At 43.0% G+C, this 20,631-nt stretch carries 15 protein-coding genes and 2 pseudogenes; all 17 read right to left on the reverse strand.

Annotated elements, in window-relative coordinates:
- Nucleotides 1-13: 13 nt before the first annotated feature.
- Nucleotides 14-94 (reverse strand): annotated as a pseudogene (locus tag DCMF_RS30510) (hypothetical protein); the annotation flags it as partial.
- 34 nt (nt 95-128) lie between these two features.
- Nucleotides 129-454, reverse strand: a pseudogene (locus DCMF_RS29715) (hypothetical protein); the annotation flags it as partial.
- 665 nt (nt 455-1,119) lie between these two features.
- The gene (locus DCMF_RS16580; RefSeq protein ID WP_148135441.1) at nt 1,120-3,117 is read right to left on the reverse strand and encodes a molybdopterin-dependent oxidoreductase; all 1,998 of its coding nucleotides are present in this window, start codon (nt 3,115-3,117) and stop codon (nt 1,120-1,122) included.
- Nucleotides 3,118-3,152: 35 nt separating this feature from the next.
- Nucleotides 3,153-3,998: a 4Fe-4S binding protein gene (locus DCMF_RS16585; RefSeq protein ID WP_148135442.1), complete on the reverse strand. Its 846-nt coding sequence runs from the start codon at nt 3,996-3,998 to the stop codon at nt 3,153-3,155.
- A gap of 177 nt (nt 3,999-4,175) precedes the next feature.
- A complete protein-coding gene (locus DCMF_RS16590) occupies nt 4,176-6,266 on the reverse strand; it encodes a glutamine synthetase III family protein (protein WP_148135443.1) in 2,091 nt (696 codons plus the stop codon).
- A 168-nt stretch (nt 6,267-6,434) separates the two neighbouring features.
- Nucleotides 6,435-7,517, reverse strand: coding sequence for a Glu/Leu/Phe/Val family dehydrogenase (locus tag DCMF_RS16595; RefSeq protein WP_148135444.1), 1,083 nt, complete (start codon nt 7,515-7,517; stop codon nt 6,435-6,437).
- Between the two features lie 220 nt (nt 7,518-7,737).
- Entirely contained in the window at nt 7,738-8,442 is a 705-nt protein-coding gene (locus DCMF_RS16600) for an ABC transporter ATP-binding protein (RefSeq protein WP_148135445.1), read from the reverse strand.
- The gene (locus DCMF_RS16605; protein ID WP_148135446.1) at nt 8,436-9,206 is read right to left on the reverse strand and encodes an ABC transporter ATP-binding protein; all 771 of its coding nucleotides are present in this window, start codon (nt 9,204-9,206) and stop codon (nt 8,436-8,438) included. Before DCMF_RS16605 ends, DCMF_RS16600 begins: the two co-directional genes overlap by 7 nt.
- Complete coding sequence (locus tag DCMF_RS16610; protein WP_148135447.1) at nt 9,187-10,140, reverse strand: branched-chain amino acid ABC transporter permease; 954 nt, start codon at nt 10,138-10,140, stop codon at nt 9,187-9,189. The genes DCMF_RS16605 and DCMF_RS16610 overlap by 20 nt, the downstream gene beginning before the upstream one ends.
- A 10-nt stretch (nt 10,141-10,150) precedes the next feature.
- Entirely contained in the window at nt 10,151-11,047 is an 897-nt protein-coding gene (locus DCMF_RS16615) for a branched-chain amino acid ABC transporter permease (protein ID WP_148135448.1), read from the reverse strand.
- Nucleotides 11,048-11,158: 111 nt separating this feature from the next.
- Nucleotides 11,159-12,364 (reverse strand): ABC transporter substrate-binding protein, encoded by a 1,206-nt coding sequence (locus tag DCMF_RS16620; RefSeq protein WP_148135449.1) that lies wholly within the window; start codon nt 12,362-12,364, stop codon nt 11,159-11,161.
- A 664-nt stretch (nt 12,365-13,028) separates the two neighbouring features.
- Nucleotides 13,029-14,351: a type I glutamate--ammonia ligase gene (glnA, locus tag DCMF_RS16625; RefSeq protein ID WP_148135450.1), complete on the reverse strand. Its 1,323-nt coding sequence runs from the start codon at nt 14,349-14,351 to the stop codon at nt 13,029-13,031.
- Nucleotides 14,352-14,499: 148 nt separating this feature from the next.
- Nucleotides 14,500-15,426, reverse strand: a complete 927-nt coding sequence (locus tag DCMF_RS16630) for a glycyl-radical enzyme activating protein (RefSeq protein ID WP_148135451.1) — start codon at nt 15,424-15,426, stop codon at nt 14,500-14,502.
- An 83-nt stretch (nt 15,427-15,509) separates the two neighbouring features.
- On the reverse strand, nt 15,510-17,921 hold the full coding sequence (locus DCMF_RS16635) for a glycyl radical protein (protein WP_148135452.1): 2,412 nt from the start codon (nt 17,919-17,921) through the stop codon (nt 15,510-15,512).
- 28 nt (nt 17,922-17,949) lie between these two features.
- Entirely contained in the window at nt 17,950-18,141 is a 192-nt protein-coding gene (locus tag DCMF_RS16640; RefSeq protein WP_148135453.1) for a hypothetical protein, read from the reverse strand.
- 683 nt (nt 18,142-18,824) lie between these two features.
- Nucleotides 18,825-19,619 (reverse strand): DUF169 domain-containing protein, encoded by a 795-nt coding sequence (locus DCMF_RS16645; protein WP_236860046.1) that lies wholly within the window; start codon nt 19,617-19,619, stop codon nt 18,825-18,827.
- A 142-nt stretch (nt 19,620-19,761) separates the two neighbouring features.
- A complete protein-coding gene (gene panB, locus DCMF_RS16650) occupies nt 19,762-20,622 on the reverse strand; it encodes a 3-methyl-2-oxobutanoate hydroxymethyltransferase (protein ID WP_148135454.1) in 861 nt (286 codons plus the stop codon).
- Nucleotides 20,623-20,631 lie beyond the last annotated feature (9 nt).

A 20,631-nucleotide genomic window follows, 5' to 3' on the forward strand; every position in this document is an offset into this window, starting at 1 on the left:
TGTCCTTGATTAAATCGATTTCATGCTGCCCCGGGGCAGTTTCGTGATGCGATGCTTCTATTTCGAAACCCATTTGTTCAAGAGCTAAAACCATGCTTCAACAAATTTGGAGTTATACGACATGTCGCATAATCCATAAACGCTGCAGTTTCTTCTCCGGAGAGAGGCTCCTTCAGCCCTACGGTCATGACTCCCCACAGCTCTCCATAGACGATCTCCACCGATGGGTACGGGCTATACACCTTTTCCTTGAGAGCATCGTCGTGAATGTACTCGGCAAGACCACGATCATTTTTAAAGTGCCGGTTCTCCTTGGCGATGCAGCGAGGATTTGATTCTCATATGCCACGGCCTCCCTGGGTGAGATATCCTCCCGCTCATCCTCCGAGCAGTCATATTGAGGATAGTTGACGATCTTCAGAGGGAAAAAGATACGCATTGTTTCGTTTCCCATTTTGATTACCTTCATTTTATTGACATGATTAATTTGAAGCTCTAAAAAGGGGCATAAAAAAAGCTGGGGTATCTTCATTAGAAAATACCCCAGCTGATTTTCAGGAAACATTTATATTCCGTAATGTAGGGAATCGCGGGGACCGCAGGCCGTGTGAAAAGTCATGTTAAATTATTAGGTGTGGGCCTCTAAACCTGTCTATCATCTACCAATAAATTACTTATTAATAGGGGAAGCCAGTACTCATACCAGTATCGATTTCCTTCTTTTCCCCAACAATCTCAATATTTCTCTCACTCCTAGAATATTTATGGCCCGTCTAAAGTTATAGGATAAAAATGATAACCCAATCTCTACAGTAACAGAAATTTTCCCCTTTGGTGAGAAAATAATATGCGTCCCAGCTTCGTTTTATCGTACCAAATGGGTGCTCAACAATCATTTGACGGAGTTTGCATTTTTCCATGTTCATTTCGGTTTGTAAGCCAATGGTGTCAAGAAAATCCTGATCTACATGCCGACATACAACTCTGCCTTTTTACTTTTTGTACATCTATCTTTAAATTCACATTCTTTGCAGGCGCTTTCCTCATACCAAGAGCCTGCTGATATATCGCTGAAGGTTCCTTGATATACTACGTCCCAGCAATGGAGAGGAGCACAGATTAGGCTGGTCTTACATCGACTTTAACATCATAGAGGGTGCTTGCAGCTGCTCTATCGGTCAGTCGCTGGGATGTAAGTGCATTTACGGATCGGTTACCTGGCATATCTTTAAGGTAAAACAGTCCCTCCGTGACAACTACTCCTGGGGGGACTTTAGCTGTTACATTTAAAATAAAATGTACTGAGCCTCTTTCGTTAAAGGCCACTACTTCCTGACCGTCAATTAAATTCTTTTCTTTAGCATCGACTGGATTCATTTTCATATATGCCGCCTCTTTTTTATGTAAGAGTTCCGGGCGCTCATTAAAGGACGAGTTAAGAGAATATAAACTCGGGGAGCTCATCAGATAGAAAGGAGCATCGTCCCTGTGGGGTTCCTTATAGTAAGGAAGCGGTTCAGTCTCATTAGGACTGAATATTTCTATTTTGCCGGATGGAGTATGAAAGGACATCTTATAATCCCCAGGACGACATACTTCAACTGGATACCCATTTTTAAGTTCGAGAATATGTGCGCTATTAAGCCACGGTGAAGCCTCTGTAATAAGCTGCTCAATAAGATCATCCGCGGTTTGGTAAAAATAAGACTCCTTAAAGCCCATATCTTTTGCCAATAGCTGAAAAACTTCCCAGTTAGATTTAGATTCACCTAATGGATTAATAACCGCCTCTGCTCTCTGGACGCAATAATGGCCATATGCCCGATAGATATCGGGGTGTTCCAAAGAGGTAGTAGCAGGCAGCACTATGTCTGCATAAAGGGCAGTATCTGTCATAAACCGTTCATGGACCACGGTAAATAAGTCTTCTCTCATGAACCCTTTAATAATCATATTTTGGTCAGGAGCAACTATAGCCGGATTTGAATGATAGACATAAAGACTCATAATGGGAGGTTTTGTTAATTCTGTTAAAGCAGTACCTAATTGATTCATATTTACAATACGGGTGGGTTTTGTCAGGAAATCCTCCCGTGTAACCGGTTCAACAGGCAGAGTTTTTATCGAAATATCGCCAAGCAATCCACCCCCGGGCTTAGACCAAGCTCCTACTAAAGCGGGAAGACAGGTAATTGTTCGTACCGTCATTGCCCCATTACCATAACGGGAAAGGCCTGACCCTAATGAAATAAACGGAGCCCGGGCGTGGCTATACCCCTTGGCCATTTTATGAAGCAACTCTGTGTCGATCCCAGTTATTTGGCTGACTTTATCCGGGGAGTATCTAGGCAGAACCTGGTTTTGCAGTTCTTGGTATCCCTGAACATGGGTTTCAATAAATTGTTTGTCAATCCAATCCTCTCTATCCATGATATGCATTAGCCCGAGGGCTAGGGCCCCGTCGGTACCAGGCCGGACTAAGACAATGTGATCGGCAAATTGGGCAGTCGGGGTTTCATAGGTATCAACTAACCAAACAATAGCCCCACGCTTTTTCGCTTGCCGGATCTTTTCCAGAAGATGAACATTTGTCGCTAACGCGTTGGTACCCCATAATATAATAAAGTCACTGTCTAAGACTTCGTCAGGATGGGGTGCCAATGTTCCTCCCATTACTGAAGACCAACCGTAATCTTTCGCAGGTGAGCAAATAGTTCGAGCGAGACGGGATGCACCTAACCGGTGGAAAAAGGCTTCGCCGCATTGACGTTGGACAATTCCCATTGTACCTGCGAAGGAGTAAGGTAAAATCGCTTCCCCGCCATATTTTGAAATTACTCTTTGCCAATGATCAGTAATGCGATCTAGTGCCTCGCCCCAAGTGATTGCTTGGAAACGACCCGATCCTTTTTCACCTGTGCGCAGTAAAGGATGAGTTAACCGGTCTGGGCAATGCACAGTTCGTTCATAATGAGCCATCTTGGGACACAAAATTCCTTTGGTATGGGGATGGTCCGGATCCCCGGATACCTTAAGCAATTGATCGTTTTCAACTTCGACTATCAATCCGCATGTATCAGGACAGTCATATGGACAGACCGACCGTTTTATTACCATTGGTAATACCCCCCTCAATTGTACCGATACTTCTGTCAATTTCCAGGGATACCGCTTGCGCAGGGCACTCCGGCCTGACATTTTCCACAACCATATCGCGGCAGTCTTTCTTTGGTCTTGTTTAAGAATTTAGCACAAATTAAATGGTCTTTGCCTTTTTCCAGGGAAATAGCGTTAACCGGGCAATTCTCAGCACATTTACCACACATAGAACAGTATTGGTAAATCTCCTCATACTCTCTTTTATCAGGCGGTAGAGATAAATTAGTGATGATGCTGCCCATCCGGCCGGCAATGCCATTTTTCGTAATCAACCCCTTTGAAAGTCCAAAGGTCCCTTGGCCACAAATAAAACCTGCATGTCTTTCTGACCAATTGCTTGTAAATTTAAGAGAGGTTTCCCCAATAGGATCATCTTCCGTTGCCGCAAGATTTGAATTGGTAAAGGACCAAAATCTTTTATCCCGGGAAGGTACCAAACTTTCATATCCAGCATTAATCAGCTCTGAATTTAAGTGTTCACAAAGCTTAAATATTAAAGCCTGTCCTTCAACACGTCCATGCAACCATCCTTCTGACGGCCAAATTTTATCTTTCATATTACTCTTGATAATCTCATCGCTAAATGGTATAAAAATTGATATCACTGTTTTTGCATTAGGCAGCCATTCCAGGGGAGTCAAGTAATGATGCCCGATAATGGAAGGATCTTTCAAAGAATTAAATAACTTATCATCTGCAGCACCAAAAGCAATTAACGGTGTCTTAAAAATCTTCATGCCAACTACATTCTTTGAAAGTGCCACCTGTTCCGAAATAATATTGTCATCTGAATTATTGAAAAAATGCCCTGCAATTTGAATTATGTCCTCTTTTAGCATCTGATTCCTCCTCAACGTTTCAATGATTGGTATTTTCTCCTTCCCGGATTGGAATCCTTCTCCCTGTAGCAGTATTGGGAGTCCTTATTTAGTTAAATTAAAGGGATTGACGCTGCTCTTGTCGTAGTCAGCGGCAATCCCAGATCTTTTGCCATATGGGCTTATGATAGATTCGCTTTAAAGCATAAAAAGCATTTGAGCATAGGTCGGGAGAGGCCATAATTCTTCATCCACAATAGTCTCCAATGTATCCGCTTCTATGCGCAATGCTTTCATAGCCATGAAAACCCTATCGTGATAGCACACGCCCTTTTCATATATCTCTTCAATAGATTTAGCTTCATCAGTTGCCATTTCCAATTGGTTCAGTTTCTCCTTTAAAGAAGCAAGAGTCTTAGATGTCTCAATCAGAATTGCCTCCTGGGTTGAGACAACAGCATCAGCGGAAGCATTCTTTACACTATTAATAGAAGCTGCCAAATTACTAACATATTTTATGCCGGCAGGGATGATCTGTCTTTTTGTCATATAAATCATCGTCTGAGCTTCAATATTAATATTCTTAATGTATTGCTCCATAAGAATTTCATAGCGAGAATGAAGTTCTTTCTCACTTAGCACTTTATGCTTGCTAAATACCTGGATTGTTTTTTCTGAAATCAGATGAGGCACGGCCTCTACCATAGATTTGATATGGGGGAGACCTCGTTTTCTAGATTCTTGAACCCATTCCTCTCCATAACCATTCCCATCAAAGATAATCCTTTTATGGTTTAGGGCAATTTCTTTCAGCAAGAGCTGCAATTCGGTGTCAAAGTCCTCAGCTTGCTCCAACCTGTCCGCTATTTGGCTCAGTGTCTCCGCAACGATAGTATTAATTACCACATTAGGGCCTGAAACAGATAATGAAGACGGCACCATGCGAAATTCAAACTTATTACCGGTGAAGGCAAAGGGAGAGGTCCGGTTCCGGTCTGTTGAATCTTTTGCTAGGGTGGGTAGGGTATTAACACCTACAGTGATGCTTCCTCCCTGTTTCGAACTCTTTAATCCCCCATTAGCCAATTGCTCGAAAATATCAGATAACTGATCCCCTAGGAAAATGGAAATAATTGCAGGCGGAGCTTCATGCGCCCCCAACCGGTGTTCGTTGCCGGGATTTTCTACGGAAACCCTTAACAGCTCAGCATAAACATCCACTGCTTTTACCACGGCGGATAGAAATGTCAGAAATTGGGCATTTTCGTGGGGAGTTTTCCCCGGCTCTAAAAGATTTAGTCCGTCATCAGTGCCCAGAGACCAATTGTTATGTTTTCCTGAACCATTAACACCGGCAAATGGTTTTTCGTGGAGCAAGCATACTAGTCCATGCCTTATAGCAACTTTTTTAAGAATATCCATGATCAACTGATTGTGATCAGTAGCAATGTTTGCGGAAGTGTAGATTGGAGCCAGCTCAAATTGGGCAGGAGCTAACTCGTTATGCTGTGTTTTTGCTAAAATTCCCAATTTCCACAACTCAATGTTTACCTCTTTCATAAAAGCGACAACTCTTTCTTTAATGCTGCCGCAGTAATGGTCCCCTAATTCCTGCCCTTTAGGAGACATCGCCCCGAACAAAGTGCGTCCTGTTAATACCAGATCCAATCGTTTTTCAAAAAACTTACGGTCAAGTAAAAAGTATTCCTGTTCAGGCCCTACATTAGATTTCACATTAGAACTGGTTTCATTGCCAAAAAGGCGCAGAACCCTTATTGCTTGTTTAGATAACGCCTCCATAGAACGGAGCAGAGGAGTCTTTTTGTCCAAGGCTTCACCCGTATAAGAACAAAATGCTGTAGGAATGCAAAGGGTAACTACACCGCCCTCTTCTTTCAAAAAAGCTGGAGAAGTACAGTCCCAGGCTGTATATCCCCTTGCCTCAAAAGTTGCCCTCAGCCCTCCGCTAGGAAAGGAAGAAGCATCTGGTTCCCCTTTAATTAATTCCCTGCCGGAAAACTCCATTAGTACCTTTCCTTCTGTTGTCGGCGAAATAAAGGATTCATGTTTTTCGGCTGTTGCCCCTGTCATAGGTTGAAACCAATGTGTAAAATGTGTTGCTCCCTTTTCAATAGCCCAGTCTTTCATGGCATTCGCTACGATTTCCGCTACCGCCGGGTCAAGAGGAAGTCCCTTATTAATGGTATTCTTCAGTGATTTGAATGCATTCTTGGGAAGCCTTTCCCGCATGACACTTTCATTAAATACATTTACCCCAAAATAATCCATGATATCTCCTCCCCAGAATCAAATTTTTAGTTTAATAAATAAAAGGCGCCCTTAAAAGATGCAATCATCTATTAAGAGCGCCATTGCCCCTAAAACTCATAACTTATTCTGAAAATAAAATTAGCTATTTTGGCTAATCCCGTCAAGAGTTTTTTAGATGAATCTGTGTTATTTATTGAGAAACCAGCTCTTCCGATTAATTGCCGATTGAATTCTTTGTTCGGCCAATTGACGCGCGGCCTCAACAGTTGTAATATTTTTCTCTTGGGACATCCGGAGAACCTTACGAATGTTAGTAGTAATATTTCCGGCTACTTGCGCATATGCCCGCTCACGGTTATAACCTATGAATTGGTGAGAATTGTTGATACATCCGCCAACACTAAGAATATAATCAACAGCAAATACAATATTTCGTTCAACAAGCATCTTACTGTGCTTATCTTCATCTTTCAACTGATTGTTAGCTGAACCGGCAATCATTTTACACTTTAATCTAGGTATTGTATTATCGTTAAGTATAGCTCCCATGGCGCACGGTGCGAAAATGTCCACTTCCTGATCATAAATTTCTTCCGGAGAAACTACTTCCACATTAAGCTCGTCCTGTGCTTTTTTCAGGTTAGTTGGGTCAACATCACAAACGATTACCTTGGCTCCTTCATTTTTCAAAGATTGAGCCAGCGCAAAACCTATATGACCAACTCCCTGGATGGAAACAGTTTTCCCATTTAAAGAAGGAGAGCCGAATACTTCATCAGCGGCAGCTTTGATACCGTTATATACGCCATGAGCTGTTGCCATGGAAGTACTGCCGCCACCACCGTATGCTTCCGGTAAAGCGGTGCAATTATTGGTTTCCTGGTGGACAATAACCATATCGTCTTCATCTGTGCCGATATCTACACCGCCGATGAACCTTCCACCGAGTCCCTCAATTAAACGACCATAGGCCCGGAGCAAATCTTCGGTCTTGTCCTTTTTCGCATCGCCAATGATGATAGCTTTTCCGCCGCCAAAATTGATCCCACCAGCCGCATTCTTATAAGTCATTGCTTTCGATAAACGCAGCACATCATATATTGCATCATCTTCACTGGCGTACGGATACATCCTTGTTCCCCCAAATGCAGGACCTAAAGCTGTATTATGGATTGCAATAATGGCCTTTAAACCTGAGAACTTGTCATACCCGTAAACGACTTGTTCAAATTCTTCTTTTTGTAAGACTTCAAAAAAAACTTTTGACATTAAAAAACACTCTCCTTTGATTTGTTAATTTGTTGCCATACATAAAATTAAAGTAATACCACTTTATTATTAAGCAAGTTTTATGCCAATCTTGAAAGGCTTAGATATATTAGATCCTAAGTGGAAATTTTTTTCCCGTCTTAAAATAGAACATTATTTGTGTCATATTGGATCATTTTCATTCTTTTGTCACAAATTTGTACTCCTAATAATTCTTCAATTAACCACCAAGGTAAGCCTTGCGCACAGACTCGCTGCAAGCCAATTCTTTTGCAGTACCTGATAGCGCAATCTTACCTGTCTCCAGCACATATGCCCGATGAGCAATGGAAAGAGCCATATTGGCATTTTGTTCAACTAGAAGAATTGTGGTACCTGTTTCGTTGATCTCCTTAATTATTGCGAAAATTTGCTTAACAAGAATAGGTGCCAAGCCCATCGACGGCTCATCTAACAGTAAAAGCTGGGGTCTGGACATTAAAGCTCGGCCCATAGCCAACATTTGCTGTTCTCCACCAGAAAGAGTTCCCGCCAGCTGGCTCCGGCGTTCATCAAGCCGTGGAAAAATCTTAAAAACTTTAGTAATATCGTTTTTAATCTCTGCCTTATCCCGGCGCATATAAGCGCCCATTTCCAAATTCTCGTACACTGACATATTGGCAAAGATCTTACGACCCTCTGGAACTTGGGAAATCCCCTTTGCAACAATTGCTGACGGAGATAAAACGGAGAGTTCCTGGTCCGTAAACAAAATCCTGCCTTTTCTTGGCCGGAGTATACCGGAAATTGTTTGTAGTGTCGTACTCTTTCCAGCTCCGTTAGAACCGATCAAAGTGACGATTTCTCCTTTGTTGACCTGGAATGAAACATCTTTTATTGCGTGTATCGCACCATAATAAACATTGAGTTCTTCCAGAACTAGCATTGCTGAACCTCCTCTCCCAAGTAAGCTTCGATGACCAGAGGGTTATTTTTAATCTCATTCGGCGTTCCGTGGGCGATAGTTTCTCCGTGATCCAAAACATAAATCCGTTCACATATCCCCATTACCAAGGCCATGTCATGTTCGATTAAAAGAATAGTCAAACTAAATTCCTTACGGATCCAATCAATCAATTCCATTAAATCTTGAGTTTCCTTCTGATTCATACCGGCAGCCGGCTCGTCCAATAGCAATAACTTGGGCTTAGCGGCCAGTGCACGGGCGATCTCCAATCTCCGTTGCTGTCCATAGGGCAGGCTGCTGGAAATTTCATGGGCGATATCTTGAAGTTTAAAGATTTTCAGCAATTCCATGGCTTTCGCGGTAATCTCTTTCTCACCGCTGAAAAAGTTAGGTAATCTCAGCAATGCACTGACGGTATTGTAGGATGCGTGCTGATTGTAGGCAATTTTGACATTATCCACTACGCTCAGGTTGTTGAACAGCCTAATATTTTGGAATGTCCTGGCTATGCCCAGTTGGGTTACCTGATAAGGCTTAAGTCCACTAATTTCCCGTTCTTGGTATAGGATTTTACCGGAAGTTGGTTCATTAACACCCGTTAAAAGGTTGAATACAGTAGTTTTCCCGGCACCGTTAGGCCCGATAAGCCCAATCAACTCACCTTCGTTAATCTCAATATTCAAGTTAGTAACTGCCTTTAATCCGCCGAACTGTTTGCAAAGATTATTCAATTTCAGTAACATTGTTCTCATCCTTCTTTCCTAGGAAACTAAGGGTGAACTCTTTCGTTCCCAACAAGCCTTGTGGCCTAAACAGCATCATGATTATCATGATCAAGGCAGTTATTACCAATCGCCACTCTGGGATACCGGCTAAGGCGGCTGACACTCCCGTCATAACTACGGCACCGACGATGCTTCCCGTCATGCTCCCTAAACCACCGACAACAACCATGACGAGAATATCAAAGGTCTTCAAAAAGCTAAAAGTATTTGGCTGGACCAGAAACATGTAATTGGCGTAAATAGCTCCTGCTAAACCAGCGAAAAAAGATCCAAATACAAAGGCTATTACTTTATATTTTGTGGTGTTTATCCCCATGGTGCCGGCGGCAATTTCGTTTTCCCGTACGGAAATGCAGGCACGGCCAAAGGTGGAGTTAATATAATTGAGCATAAAAAGCAAACTGATAACTAAGGCCCCAAAGGTCCAAGTCCAGGTAATAGTACTGGGAACCGTAAAGCCGGAAGCACCATTCACATAATCCAAATTCGTAAAGAAAATACGTACGATTTCACCAAAACCCAATGTGGCAATGGCAAGGTAATCACCATAAAGCCTAAGACTGGGCAGTCCGATCAGGAAGCCGGCTATTGCCGAAACAATTGCCCCGCTAAGCAATGCGATGATCAAAGGCATATGAAAATTAACAGTCATTATCGCTGAAACATAGGCGCCGATGGCCATAAAACCGGCATGGCCTATGGAAAATTGCCCGGTTATTCCATTAATCATATTTAAGCTGGTCGCTAGAAGTGCGTAAATACACATTAAAATTAAGGTTAGCTGATAAAATGGAGGCAAAATATTGGTGACAATCAACGCTTGGATTATGCCATAAAATAATACTACTCCCAGGGATGAAAAGATGTTCTTGCGATTGATCAAATTGTTCACTTAATTTCACCTACACTTTCTCTCTTATGTTACTGCCAAATATGCCGCTTGGCTTAATAAGTAACACCAAAATTAGGATTAAGAATGACGCCGCGTCCCGCCATGTAGACGCACCTAAACCGCTGACAATTGCCTCTATCACACCAAGGGCTATACCTCCAACCATTGCCCCGGGGATAATGCCGATCCCTCCAAGGACCGCCGCAATAAAGGCTTTCATACCAGGGAATAACCCCATCAGTGGTTGAATGGTGTTGAAATACATCCCCAGAAGAACACCTGCTGCTGCTGCCAGCGCAGAACCGATGGCAAAGGTGGCGGAAATAGTAGTGTTAACATTCACACCCATAAGCAGAGCGGCATTTTTATCAAAAGAAACTGCCCGCATCGCCTTACCGACTTTCGTATAGTGCACGATGTATTGTAACAAAGCCATTAACAAGGTTGCGGTAAAAATAATCAGTAAATCGCCGGCCTGAAAGTATACGCCAGCAACATTAAAACTTTTATCCGGGAAGACCGGAGGGAAAGTACGGATATCAGGGCCTACAATAAGCATACCACCATATTCCAAGAGTAAAGACATACCAATGGCTGTAATTAAGAATGAGATCCTTGTCGCGTTGCGCGCACGCAACGGCCTGTAAGCAACCCTTTCAATTACGACGCCCAGAATAGCACACGATGCCATTGAAATGATCAGAGCTGGGAAAAAGGACAAATGCAGAACGCTTGTGGCAAACCAACCAACATAAGCTCCGACCATAAAGACGTCTCCATGAGCAAAGTTAATTAGGTTCATAATTCCGTAAACCATGGTGTAACCCAACGCGAGCAAAGCGTACACACTGCCAAGTGAGATACCGTTAACCAACTGTTGAATCATTTCCCGGATTACTTCTGCCATCTTTCCACTTCCTTTTTTTACATATAGCGCACGAAGAAGGGGTTCAGCGCCCCCTCTTCATGCTTGGGTTGTCTCAATTAAAAATGCCCTAATTAGTTAGCGGTCTTTAGCTTACTGAGGATCAATTTTTTGCAGGAAGGTCGGTTTTCCGTCGATATACTCAGTAATAACTGCACTCTTTTGCGGGTTGTGGGTTGCCGGATCCATATTAATTACCCCGGCAAGGCCTTTGAAATCCTTCGTGTTCTCTAAAGCCTCACGCACTTTTTCCGGATCAGCTGAACCGGCGTTTTCGAAAGCATTAATCAAAAGGTTGGCAGTGTCATAAGCGAGAATCGCCTCAGCATTGGGATCAATATTATACTTGGCTTTATACTGGCTGACAAAATCAGCAACAGCAGGGTCTGTCAAGGATACATGGTCAACAATAAAGCAATCCTTAAGATTTTCCGGACCGCCGGCTAATTCAACAAGCTGTGGTGAACTCCAGCCGTCGCCGCCCATAATTGGCTGTTGCATGCCTAAACCTCTGGCTTGTTTGATGATTAATCCAACTTCCTGATAGAAACCGGGGATGAAGATGCAATCAGGCTTCGCGGAACTGATACGGGTCAGGATAGCACGGAAATCGGTATCGGCACCGGCGGTGTATTTCTCTGTGCTGACAATAGAACCGCCATTTGCGGTAAAGGTCTTTTCGAATGCTTCTGCCATACCTTTTGAGTAGTCACTCTTCTGGTCAATAATCATGGTAGCAGTCTTAGCATTTTTGTCTTTAGACAAGAAATTTGCTGCCACTGTACCAGCAAAATCATCGATGAAGCATGCTCTGAAAATATAGGCTTTTAGTGTTCCGTTTTCAACGGTAACTTTGATATTTGTGGAAGCAGGAGAAATCATGGGTATTTTGTTCTGCTCACAAACCGGGGAAGCGGCAATACTGTCACCACTGGTTTGGCAGCCGATAATAGCCTGAACCTTATCTTGGGTGATCAGTTTAACGGCAGACGCAGTAGATTCGCCTGCGTCGGTCTTATTATCTGCTACAATAAACTTTAATGTTTTGCCGCCCAAGATACCACCATTTGCATTCACCTGTTCGAAAGCAAGCTCAACTGAATTTTTCGTAGCATTGCCGAAAGGTGCCGCGCCACCTGTCAATTCAAGGTTACCACCAATCAAAATTTCACCACCGGTTGTTTCATTTTCAGTTGCACTGTCGGTTGTGCTGTCAGTCGTAGAATTTGATGTGCCACACCCAGTAACCATAACTAAACTCAAGACTATCACCAAGGCTATTAATAGTAATTTTCTCATTTCTTTTACCCCCATACATTTTTTACTTTTGAATGGCGATTAGAATATAAAATTAAAATCAAGGCTTTCCGTCTGAGTCTGTATTAAACCGAAACTTATTAATAGCTGCCGAGTTATGACACATCTTTTTGACAAAATCTGATTCGGCACAACTAAAATTGTCCACATCACTCCTTTACAATTGAAGATGAAAAATCTGTATACATGGTAGCCGTCGAACCAATAAGCCTCTCATAACCCATCCCAATGCAAATCCGACGCATCACTCCTTTACAGATAGCTTTAGTGATACTTTGGCTTAAATCCTTAACTCAAAAATATCTTAAGAAAAGGATTTTAGGTCTCAGTATTCTTTACAATTGAGGACTTGTCCAATTTTTTCTCATAAATTATTTTCCTTTTACTAACTACGATTGTTCTTATCGTCCATATAACTAAGTTTTTATGCAAGTTATATGCCAACCTACAGAAGGCACATGATAAGGTTGCTATAATAGCGAAGTATAAGGTTACATCGTTTTCACGTCTTAAATTAGAGCAAAATATGTATCATATTGGAACCTATTTTATTAATGATGTAACAAACTGCTACACAACTTATATCAATTCAACTTTATGTTTGGCATTCTTTAAATCAGTCCTTAAAAGTCAATTATCTGTATTCTTAATACATCTCCAGATACCTTGATACTTCCCATGGGTGTACCGTGGAGCGATACCTGTCCCATTCTTTGATTCCCTCTTTCATAAACCGTTCGTAAATGTGTTTTCCCAGGGTTTCCTTGATTAAACCATCACGGCTAAGTTCTTGTAATGCGTCATAAAGATTTGCTGGTAAAGCTTGAATCCCCTGAGCTTTGCGTTCTTCATCCGACATTTTATAGATATTCTGTGATACCGCCGAAGGAGGAGTCAAATTTTCCTTAATCCCCGCTAGACCAGCTTTAAGTTGAACTGCCAAGGCTAAATAAGGGTTACATGAAGGATCTGGAAATCGGGCTTCAATTCTTGTTGAACTACCCCGCTTGGAAGGAATCCGTATCAAAGGACTACGATTACGTGCTGACCATGCTATATAGCATGGTGCCTCAAAACCAGGTATAAGACGCTTATAGGAGTTTACCGTTGGATTAGTTATAGCAACAAAAGAATGTGCATGTTTCATTAGGCCTGCAATATAGTTATATGCTTCTTTCGACAAGCCCATTTCCCCATTTGGATCAAAAAAAGCATTTTGGCCGTTCATAAAAAGTGATTGATTCGTATGCATTCCCGAACCGTTAATTCCAGCAATTGGTTTAGGCATAAAGGTTGCATGCAAACCGTGTTGCTGAGCTATCGTGCGTACAACAAAACGAAAAGTTACAATTTTATCAGCTGTATCTAAGGCATCAGAATACTTAAAATCGATTTCGTGCTGCCCTGGGGCAGTCTCATGATGCGATGCCTCAATTTCGAAACCCATTTGTTCAAGAGTTAAAACCATGCTTCGACGTGCTTCTTCACCAAGGTCAACCGGAGTCATATAGAAGTAACTAGCATTGTCATGCGTAATCGTCGTAGGTCTACCATCACCATCAACTTGGAATAAAAAAAATTCCACCTCTGGACCAACATTTAAAGTGTAACCCATCGAACTTGCCTCAGCCACAACCTTCTTTAAAGCATAACGCGGATCTCCTTCAAAAGGAGTTCCATCGGGATTGAAAACATCGCAAATCAAACGCGCGACGCCCCCCTTAATCGGGCGCCAAGGAAAAACTGTAAAAGTGTTTGGATCTGGTCGTAAATACATATCAGACTCTTCAATCCGAGCAAAACCTTCAATGGACGAGCCATCAAACATTAGTTCTCCTTCAAGTGCCTTTTCTAGCTGTGCAGTTGTAATTGCCACATTTTTTAGGATTCCTAGAATATCTGTAAACTGTAATCTAATAGATTTAATACCTTTTTCCCGGACCTCTTTTAATATATCTTCCTTTGCCATTTTCTGTCTCCTTTCGTCACTTTTGGCAAAGAAAGTAACGTCGGCGCTTATATCCATCAGTACCCATTGACATCATTTGTTCTATATGCACACAGTATTATGTATACCATGGCACGCAGGAGAATACTTCCAATTTTTAATGATCACATTAAACTACATTTACTTTCAGTCCAAAAGACTCCAATATTTTGACCTTGCTTTTGATATTATCCTTTTGTAATGACGGTAAATTTTCAAGCATATACTCCTCACCAAGGGCATGATATTTATTTACACCCAGCCGATGGTAAGGGAGTATGTCAATGCTGTCCAGGCCCCATAATTTCATAAATCGTCCTATTGCCGTAATATTTTTTTCGTCATCATTATACCCGGGAATTAACGGCAATCTGATGATAATTTTTTTACCCATTTGTCTTATTTTAGAAGCATTATCTAAAATAAGCCGGTTGTCTACACCCGTAAATTCCTTATGTTTCACAGGATCTAAATGCTTTATGTCAAATAGGACTAAATCAACCTTTTGCAATATTTTTTCCAATATACTCCAGGGAGCGTATCCGCAAGTATCGAGACAGATATGGATACCTCTTTGGTAGCATCTGTCCAGCAGTTCCAAGACGAATTCAGGTTGAGAAGTGCACTCTCCACCACCAAGTGTTACCCCTCCATCGGAATTCATATAGTATATAACATCTTTGTCAATAATTTTATAAACCTCGTCTACCGTCATCCACCTTCCGGCAATAGACCTGGCATTAGATGGGCAAGCTTCTACACAAGCGCCGCAGTTCTGGCAAAGATTACGATCCACCCAAACTGTACCGTCATCCTTTTTTTGGTTGGCCCCGTTAGGACAAACCTTCAGGCAGGAGTAGCACTCTGTACATGTGTTTTCAAAATAAAGCATCTGCGGTTTATGCTGCTTTGACTCCGGATTGCTACACCACAGACACCTGAGCGGACATCCTTGGAAAAACACCGTTGTCCTTACCCCCGGACCGTCTTCAGTGGAATACCTCTGGATGTTAAAAATAAGCGCCTTTCTTTCCGATGCAATCTCTTTATTATCCATACTGTCGCCTTCCCCTTTTCTGGCTAAAACCTCCCGCCCAAAGCGGGAGGTTTTATTACCGCCATCAAGGTAGTTAATTAATATTAGTTGAAGTTTAATTCAGTTCTCTTGATGATCTCATTCTGCACGCCAGGATCCAATCTGGTAAAGTATGCGCTGAACCCTGCCACCCTAACGACCAAATCCTTATACTTCTCAGGATGCAGTTGAGCAGCCTGGAGGGTTTTACTGCTGACAATATTAAACTGAATATGCGACCCGCCCTGATCCATATAGGTCTTGATCAGTGCCAGAAGTTTTCTCATTCCCTGGGGACTTTCCACCGCTGCCGGATGGAATTTCATGTTAAAGTGATTGGAGTTGAAGCGCACCGTATCAAGTGCTTTAGCCGCCGAGTTAACCAAAGCTGTAGGCCCGTTTACATCTGTCCCCGGCATAGCCGATACGCTGCCGTCGGTAAGAGCCCGGTATGCTTCCCGACCGGTAGGCAAAGCTCCCATTACCGCACCGAACAGGTTGTGCAAGCTGTTGGAATACGCTTCGGGTTTTCCCTTTTTACCGCAGTAGTTGCGGCCTGCTTTGTAATAAGCTTCCCAAACAAGATCGTAACACTTACGCACAAATGCATTCACTTCATCATCGTCATTTCCGTGTTTAGGGGCATCCAGGCACATTTTTTGCACATGCTCATAACCTTCAAAGTTTGCCGCCAGCGCTTCTTTAAGTTGAGCTATGGTTAATTTCTTATCTTCGAAGCATAGTTTTTTCACAGCCATAAGAGAGTTGGCCGCATCGACGGTAGCCACATTAATCATTAAATCAGCGGTATACTTAGCGCCATTGTCCCAGCAATCCTTACCGGATTCAAGGCATCCGCCTGTCATCACAGAACGCAGCGGCAGCGGGAGATTTTCCGCTTGATAATTGTTTCCTGACCGGCCATGTCCGCGCATTGTTTTCACGGCAAGGTCAACCTGGGTCCGGAAAGCTTCAAATAATTGATCAAAGGAGGCAAATTCTGCCGGGTCTCCGGTCTTGGGTCCTACCTCAATACCGGTAAGGGGATCCACACCGTTGTTAAAGGCAAGTTCAAAAGCTTTGGCAATACACACTTCACCCTCCACAGGGTGGGAGGTACAGCCGGCGATGTCGGTACCAACGCATCCGAAGATGGCCACCCGCCTTGCCTCTTCTAAAGTAACACCGTCTTCAATATACCTATCCATTTCCCTGGTAATAGCCAATGGGGCATTCATGAATTGCGGGTGTCCGACACCGGTTTTTACTACTTCTAAAGCCTTAAAGAGAAAATCTTCTTTTAGACCGGGATGCCAGAACAAAGCCAGCGGAGGCTGGATATTTTTCAGGTCAATATGGGCATCACAGCAGATATAGTCCATTTCACCGGTGGCATCTTTTCCATCCGAAGTCAGACCGCCGATACATAGAGTCTGGCCCACATGGGAGGACCAAGCCTTGGCGAATTTAGGCCCGTGATAGTAGCCGATCTCCTGAAGCTTGATAAATACTAGCTTAGTCAAGTAAAGGGCCTCTTCTCTGGTAATTCTTCCCTCAGCTATATCCTTCTGATAGAATGGCTCCATGTACTGCCCCCAGTAACCCAATGAATAACCGCAGCCGGTTACTTCGATCTCCAGCAACAAGTGGGTAAGCAGGAAGCTCTGTAAAGCTTCTTTTAAAGTGCATGCCGGGTTTGCGGGTACATGATCGCATATTTCCGCTATTTCCAGTAACTCCTGGCGGCGTTCGAAATTTTTCTCTTCGCAGGCTATTTTTCTCGCCAGTTCGGCATAACGCTCTGCCATACGGATCAGGGTGTTCATAACGATGATTACTGCTTCGTAGAAATTCCTTTTGGATCTGTTCTCACTATTTAAAAGCAAGGCAGCCTTCCGTTCTTTTGCCTCTTCCATGATGCTTTTCGCCCCTCGAACCAGCATCATGTTGTAATCCATAGTTCCGCCCCCGGCAGGCCAGGAGTTGCCATCATAGAACAATCCTGTTTCCTGGGCAGGTAGGGAGCTATAGCCGTATACTTCTTCAAAAATTCTGTTAGCATTGGGGTAGCAGCTGCGCTCGTCCCAATACTTAACGATTTCATCAAAAACCTTCCGGTCTTCATCGGTAATTTTGATCTCACCCAGGTGGCTTACTGCTTTTCCTTCTTTATCCTTCATCCAGTCACAGTTCCACTCAGGGAAAGGGTAGACTCCCGCCACATACTGGGTTACACTGCCCACAAAAAAGTTATCATCAATGTACAGAGTCTTGTTTTCAATAATGTATTCAAGCAGCTTAGCCCTCCTTATGATCGCGGGATAGCCATCCAATTTTGGGTAAATCTCCGCCAGCAGTTTGAGCCGTTCGATGTCTACTTTTTGAGGTGCGTCTAACAAATAACTTTTTAGCCTCTTTACCCGCTCCTCATCAACTACACGTGTGTTAATTTCCGGTGCTGTTGCCATATTACTCATAAAAAATGCCTCCTATTAAAATATATAGTTAAATATTACATGTGCCTTCGCCGGGAACCTGTATACTGCCTGAAGTTATCACAAAACCTCTTTCATGCAACTTAACCTGATAATCAATCTTAACCGGACATATTCTCTTCCAAAGTTTCCGCTCTACCACAAATGTAATCTCACTAATTTCAAAAACCTCGTCATCTTCCATCACATCGCTTGGAGTCATCAAGACCTCAGTTTTTGATGCTCAGCCGCATCCGCTCCTAGACTCTTCCAATCTGATCGGCCGCTTACCATTTACCTTAAAAAATTCTCCCAACCTTTTTAATGCTTTGTCAGTAACCTCCATCCGGGAAATGTTACCACCTCCTTCACCTGCATCAAGGTGCCGGCGAAAAAAACACCAAGAAATACAATGATATATAGCAATTTTCGTGCCAATTATATAGTAATGGTTTTCAAAAAGATCAGCGCCTGTCCAAATTCAGGGTTTTTGCAGACAAATAATCTCCTCCAGATGAGTCGGGTTTTTCTAAAATAATTGTCCGTAATGCCGGACACTCTATAGGGCTTTTTTTGCGATTAGAAAATGTCTTTTTTTGAAACAGCCATGTTTTGTTTCAAATCACACCAGTTGATCTTTCCCATAATATCTATGCTCGGACAAATTCTTTTGTGACACCGCTTATAACGCATCGGTAGAAAATTTTCCGGTTGTAGGAAAATTTTCTTACCTCTGCGCGTTTCAACGAGGCGGGGATATGCCCACCGCCTGAAAGCTAAATCAGTACCCGCCACCTGCAGGGGTGGGGGACATTATCCGCCCCGTTATAAAAATTATCAGAGATGATCCTCAAAAGATCCCATCATTAAAAAAAGGTAATATCTCTCGATACCACCTTTCGTGAACTAATCTATATCCTTCAAACGAATCATGGGACATTTCTTGCAGACATCCAAACCGGGCCACTCAGTCCCGCTATAGGGGAAGGAGGCACCTTTTGAGAATTCAGTCCGCTTCATTAATTGCCGGGCTACCCCAATAATCTGATCACCGGGTATAAAAACATTAACCTCACCCTTCTCAGTTTTACCTGAGGTATAGCTGCCGGAGCACATCGTATTCATGTTGGGTTTATGGTTTAGGTAACTCCAGACAGCACCGCCGCATACTGCAGAACTTACCGTCTGATTAAACTGCAAAGGGTGTACATTAAAAGCGCCGACATAATCATTGAGAATGTGATAGGCTTGTAAAGGGTTGCAGATAAATAAGACTACATCCGGATCAACAGGCGTTTTCCCAAGGGGAGCAGTGATAAAAGAGTGAATTTCCCCCAAAGGCAGGCTCAGCTTGCTGGCAACCACCTGCTTTGCCTTCTCCATATCCATCACATATTTCATATGATCCCTGACTAATTGTTCCGACGGCTCAGCATAGCCAAAAGATGTTAAGCAGTTTTCGCACATAATACTATCTTTGGTACCCTTTAGTATGTAGTTGGCCATGCGTGAAACAGCCGTGAACTGGCAAAAAGTTACCTTGGACGCTATCTTCATTTCCGCCTGATATTGGCCGGCTTCCTCTTGAGTTTTAAAGAATTTTATCGCTACGGGATGGTAATCCAGTTTCAGCAGTCTTTCCAACACCTCCTGGGCGCCGGCATAATCCAGTTTATCAAGGTTCATCGTTTTTACATCCATCTTGTTCTCTCCTTAATCAAACGCAAATAACCTTAAAATCCTTTTTATGTGGAAAAGGTGGCTGATGCTAAACCTCGCATGAGCCACCTTTAATAATACCGCGTAAAAATGCTTTATTTGAATAAAGTTGGCGGTAAGGAGTTTAGTTTTCGGTTTTTGCCAGAAGAGCTAAAAACTCCTTCTCATCCTCTTCTTTCATCAGATAAGTATGTTTTTCGTCTATGGGGAAGGAACCCTGATGCACCTCATCCACATAATCCTTAAAGGCTTGTACCATGATCGCTCCCACATCCGCATATTTCTTAACAAATTTCGGTACAAAATTATCATACATGCCGACCATATCTGCATAAATTATCAATTGGCCATGAGTATAAGAGCCTGCCCCAATGCCTAAAATAGGAATTTTGGCCCGTTCGGTAATCGCTTTCCCTACAGCGGCAGGAACACCTTCTACAAGGATCATGCAGGAACCGGCTTCTTCCAGCGCTTTGGCCTGGTTAACCAGTTTTAAAGCAGCTCCGGCACTTTTACCTTGGGCCTTGTATCCGCCCATCTGGCCCATAAATTGGGGAGTCAGTCCAATATGGCCGATCACCAAAATGCCTGCCTCATTTATCGCCTTGGCTCTGCTCACCATTGCGGCTCCGCCGCCCTCCAGTTTGACAGCGTCCACTAAGCTTTCTTTCACGAATCTGCCTGCATTGGCCACGGCTTGTTCGTCGGAAACCTGATAAGACATATATGGCATATCCCCAACAATAAATGTATTGGGGGCACCCCTTCTTACAGCTTGGCAGTGTCGGATACAATCATCCATGGTCACCGGAAATGTCGTGTCATAACCCAGGCAGACCATCCCCAAGGAATCCCCTACCAGAATCATGTCCACACCGGCTTTTTCCTGTAATTTTGCGGTTAAATAATCATATCCGGTGAGCCAGGTAATCTTTTCCCCTTCGGCCGCCATTCTCTGAAAATCAATAATATTCTTCTTAGTCATGATTGAATC

The organism is Candidatus Formimonas warabiya (assembly GCF_002777255.1).
Classification (GTDB): Bacteria; Bacillota; Dehalobacteriia; order Dehalobacteriales; family Dehalobacteriaceae; genus Formimonas; species Formimonas warabiya.

Bases quoted from the DNA above. Each gene is read 5' to 3' on its own strand.
- DCMF_RS16580 (WP_148135441.1), bottom strand. From the start codon at position 3,117: ATGGTAATAAAACGGTCGGTCTGTCCATATGACTGTCCTGATACATGC.
- DCMF_RS16585 (WP_148135442.1), bottom strand. From the start codon at position 3,998: ATGCTAAAAGAGGACATAATTCAAATTGCAGGGCATTTTTTCAATAAT.
- DCMF_RS16590 (WP_148135443.1), bottom strand. From the start codon at position 6,266: ATGGATTATTTTGGGGTAAATGTATTTAATGAAAGTGTCATGCGGGAA.
- DCMF_RS16595 (WP_148135444.1), bottom strand. From the start codon at position 7,517: ATGTCAAAAGTTTTTTTTGAAGTCTTACAAAAAGAAGAATTTGAACAA.
- DCMF_RS16600 (WP_148135445.1), bottom strand. From the start codon at position 8,442: ATGCTAGTTCTGGAAGAACTCAATGTTTATTATGGTGCGATACACGCA.
- DCMF_RS16605 (WP_148135446.1), bottom strand. From the start codon at position 9,206: ATGTTACTGAAATTGAATAATCTTTGCAAACAGTTCGGCGGATTAAAG.
- DCMF_RS16615 (WP_148135448.1), bottom strand. From the start codon at position 11,047: ATGGCAGAAGTAATCCGGGAAATGATTCAACAGTTGGTTAACGGTATC.
- DCMF_RS16620 (WP_148135449.1), bottom strand. From the start codon at position 12,364: ATGAGAAAATTACTATTAATAGCCTTGGTGATAGTCTTGAGTTTAGTT.
- glnA (WP_148135450.1), bottom strand. From the start codon at position 14,351: ATGGCAAAGGAAGATATATTAAAAGAGGTCCGGGAAAAAGGTATTAAA.
- DCMF_RS16630 (WP_148135451.1), bottom strand. From the start codon at position 15,426: ATGGATAATAAAGAGATTGCATCGGAAAGAAAGGCGCTTATTTTTAAC.
- DCMF_RS16635 (WP_148135452.1), bottom strand. From the start codon at position 17,921: ATGAGTAATATGGCAACAGCACCGGAAATTAACACACGTGTAGTTGAT.
- DCMF_RS16640 (WP_148135453.1), bottom strand. From the start codon at position 18,141: ATGACTCCAAGCGATGTGATGGAAGATGACGAGGTTTTTGAAATTAGT.
- DCMF_RS16645 (WP_236860046.1), bottom strand. From the start codon at position 19,619: ATGGATGTAAAAACGATGAACCTTGATAAACTGGATTATGCCGGCGCC.
- panB (WP_148135454.1), bottom strand. From the start codon at position 20,622: ATGACTAAGAAGAATATTATTGATTTTCAGAGAATGGCGGCCGAAGGG.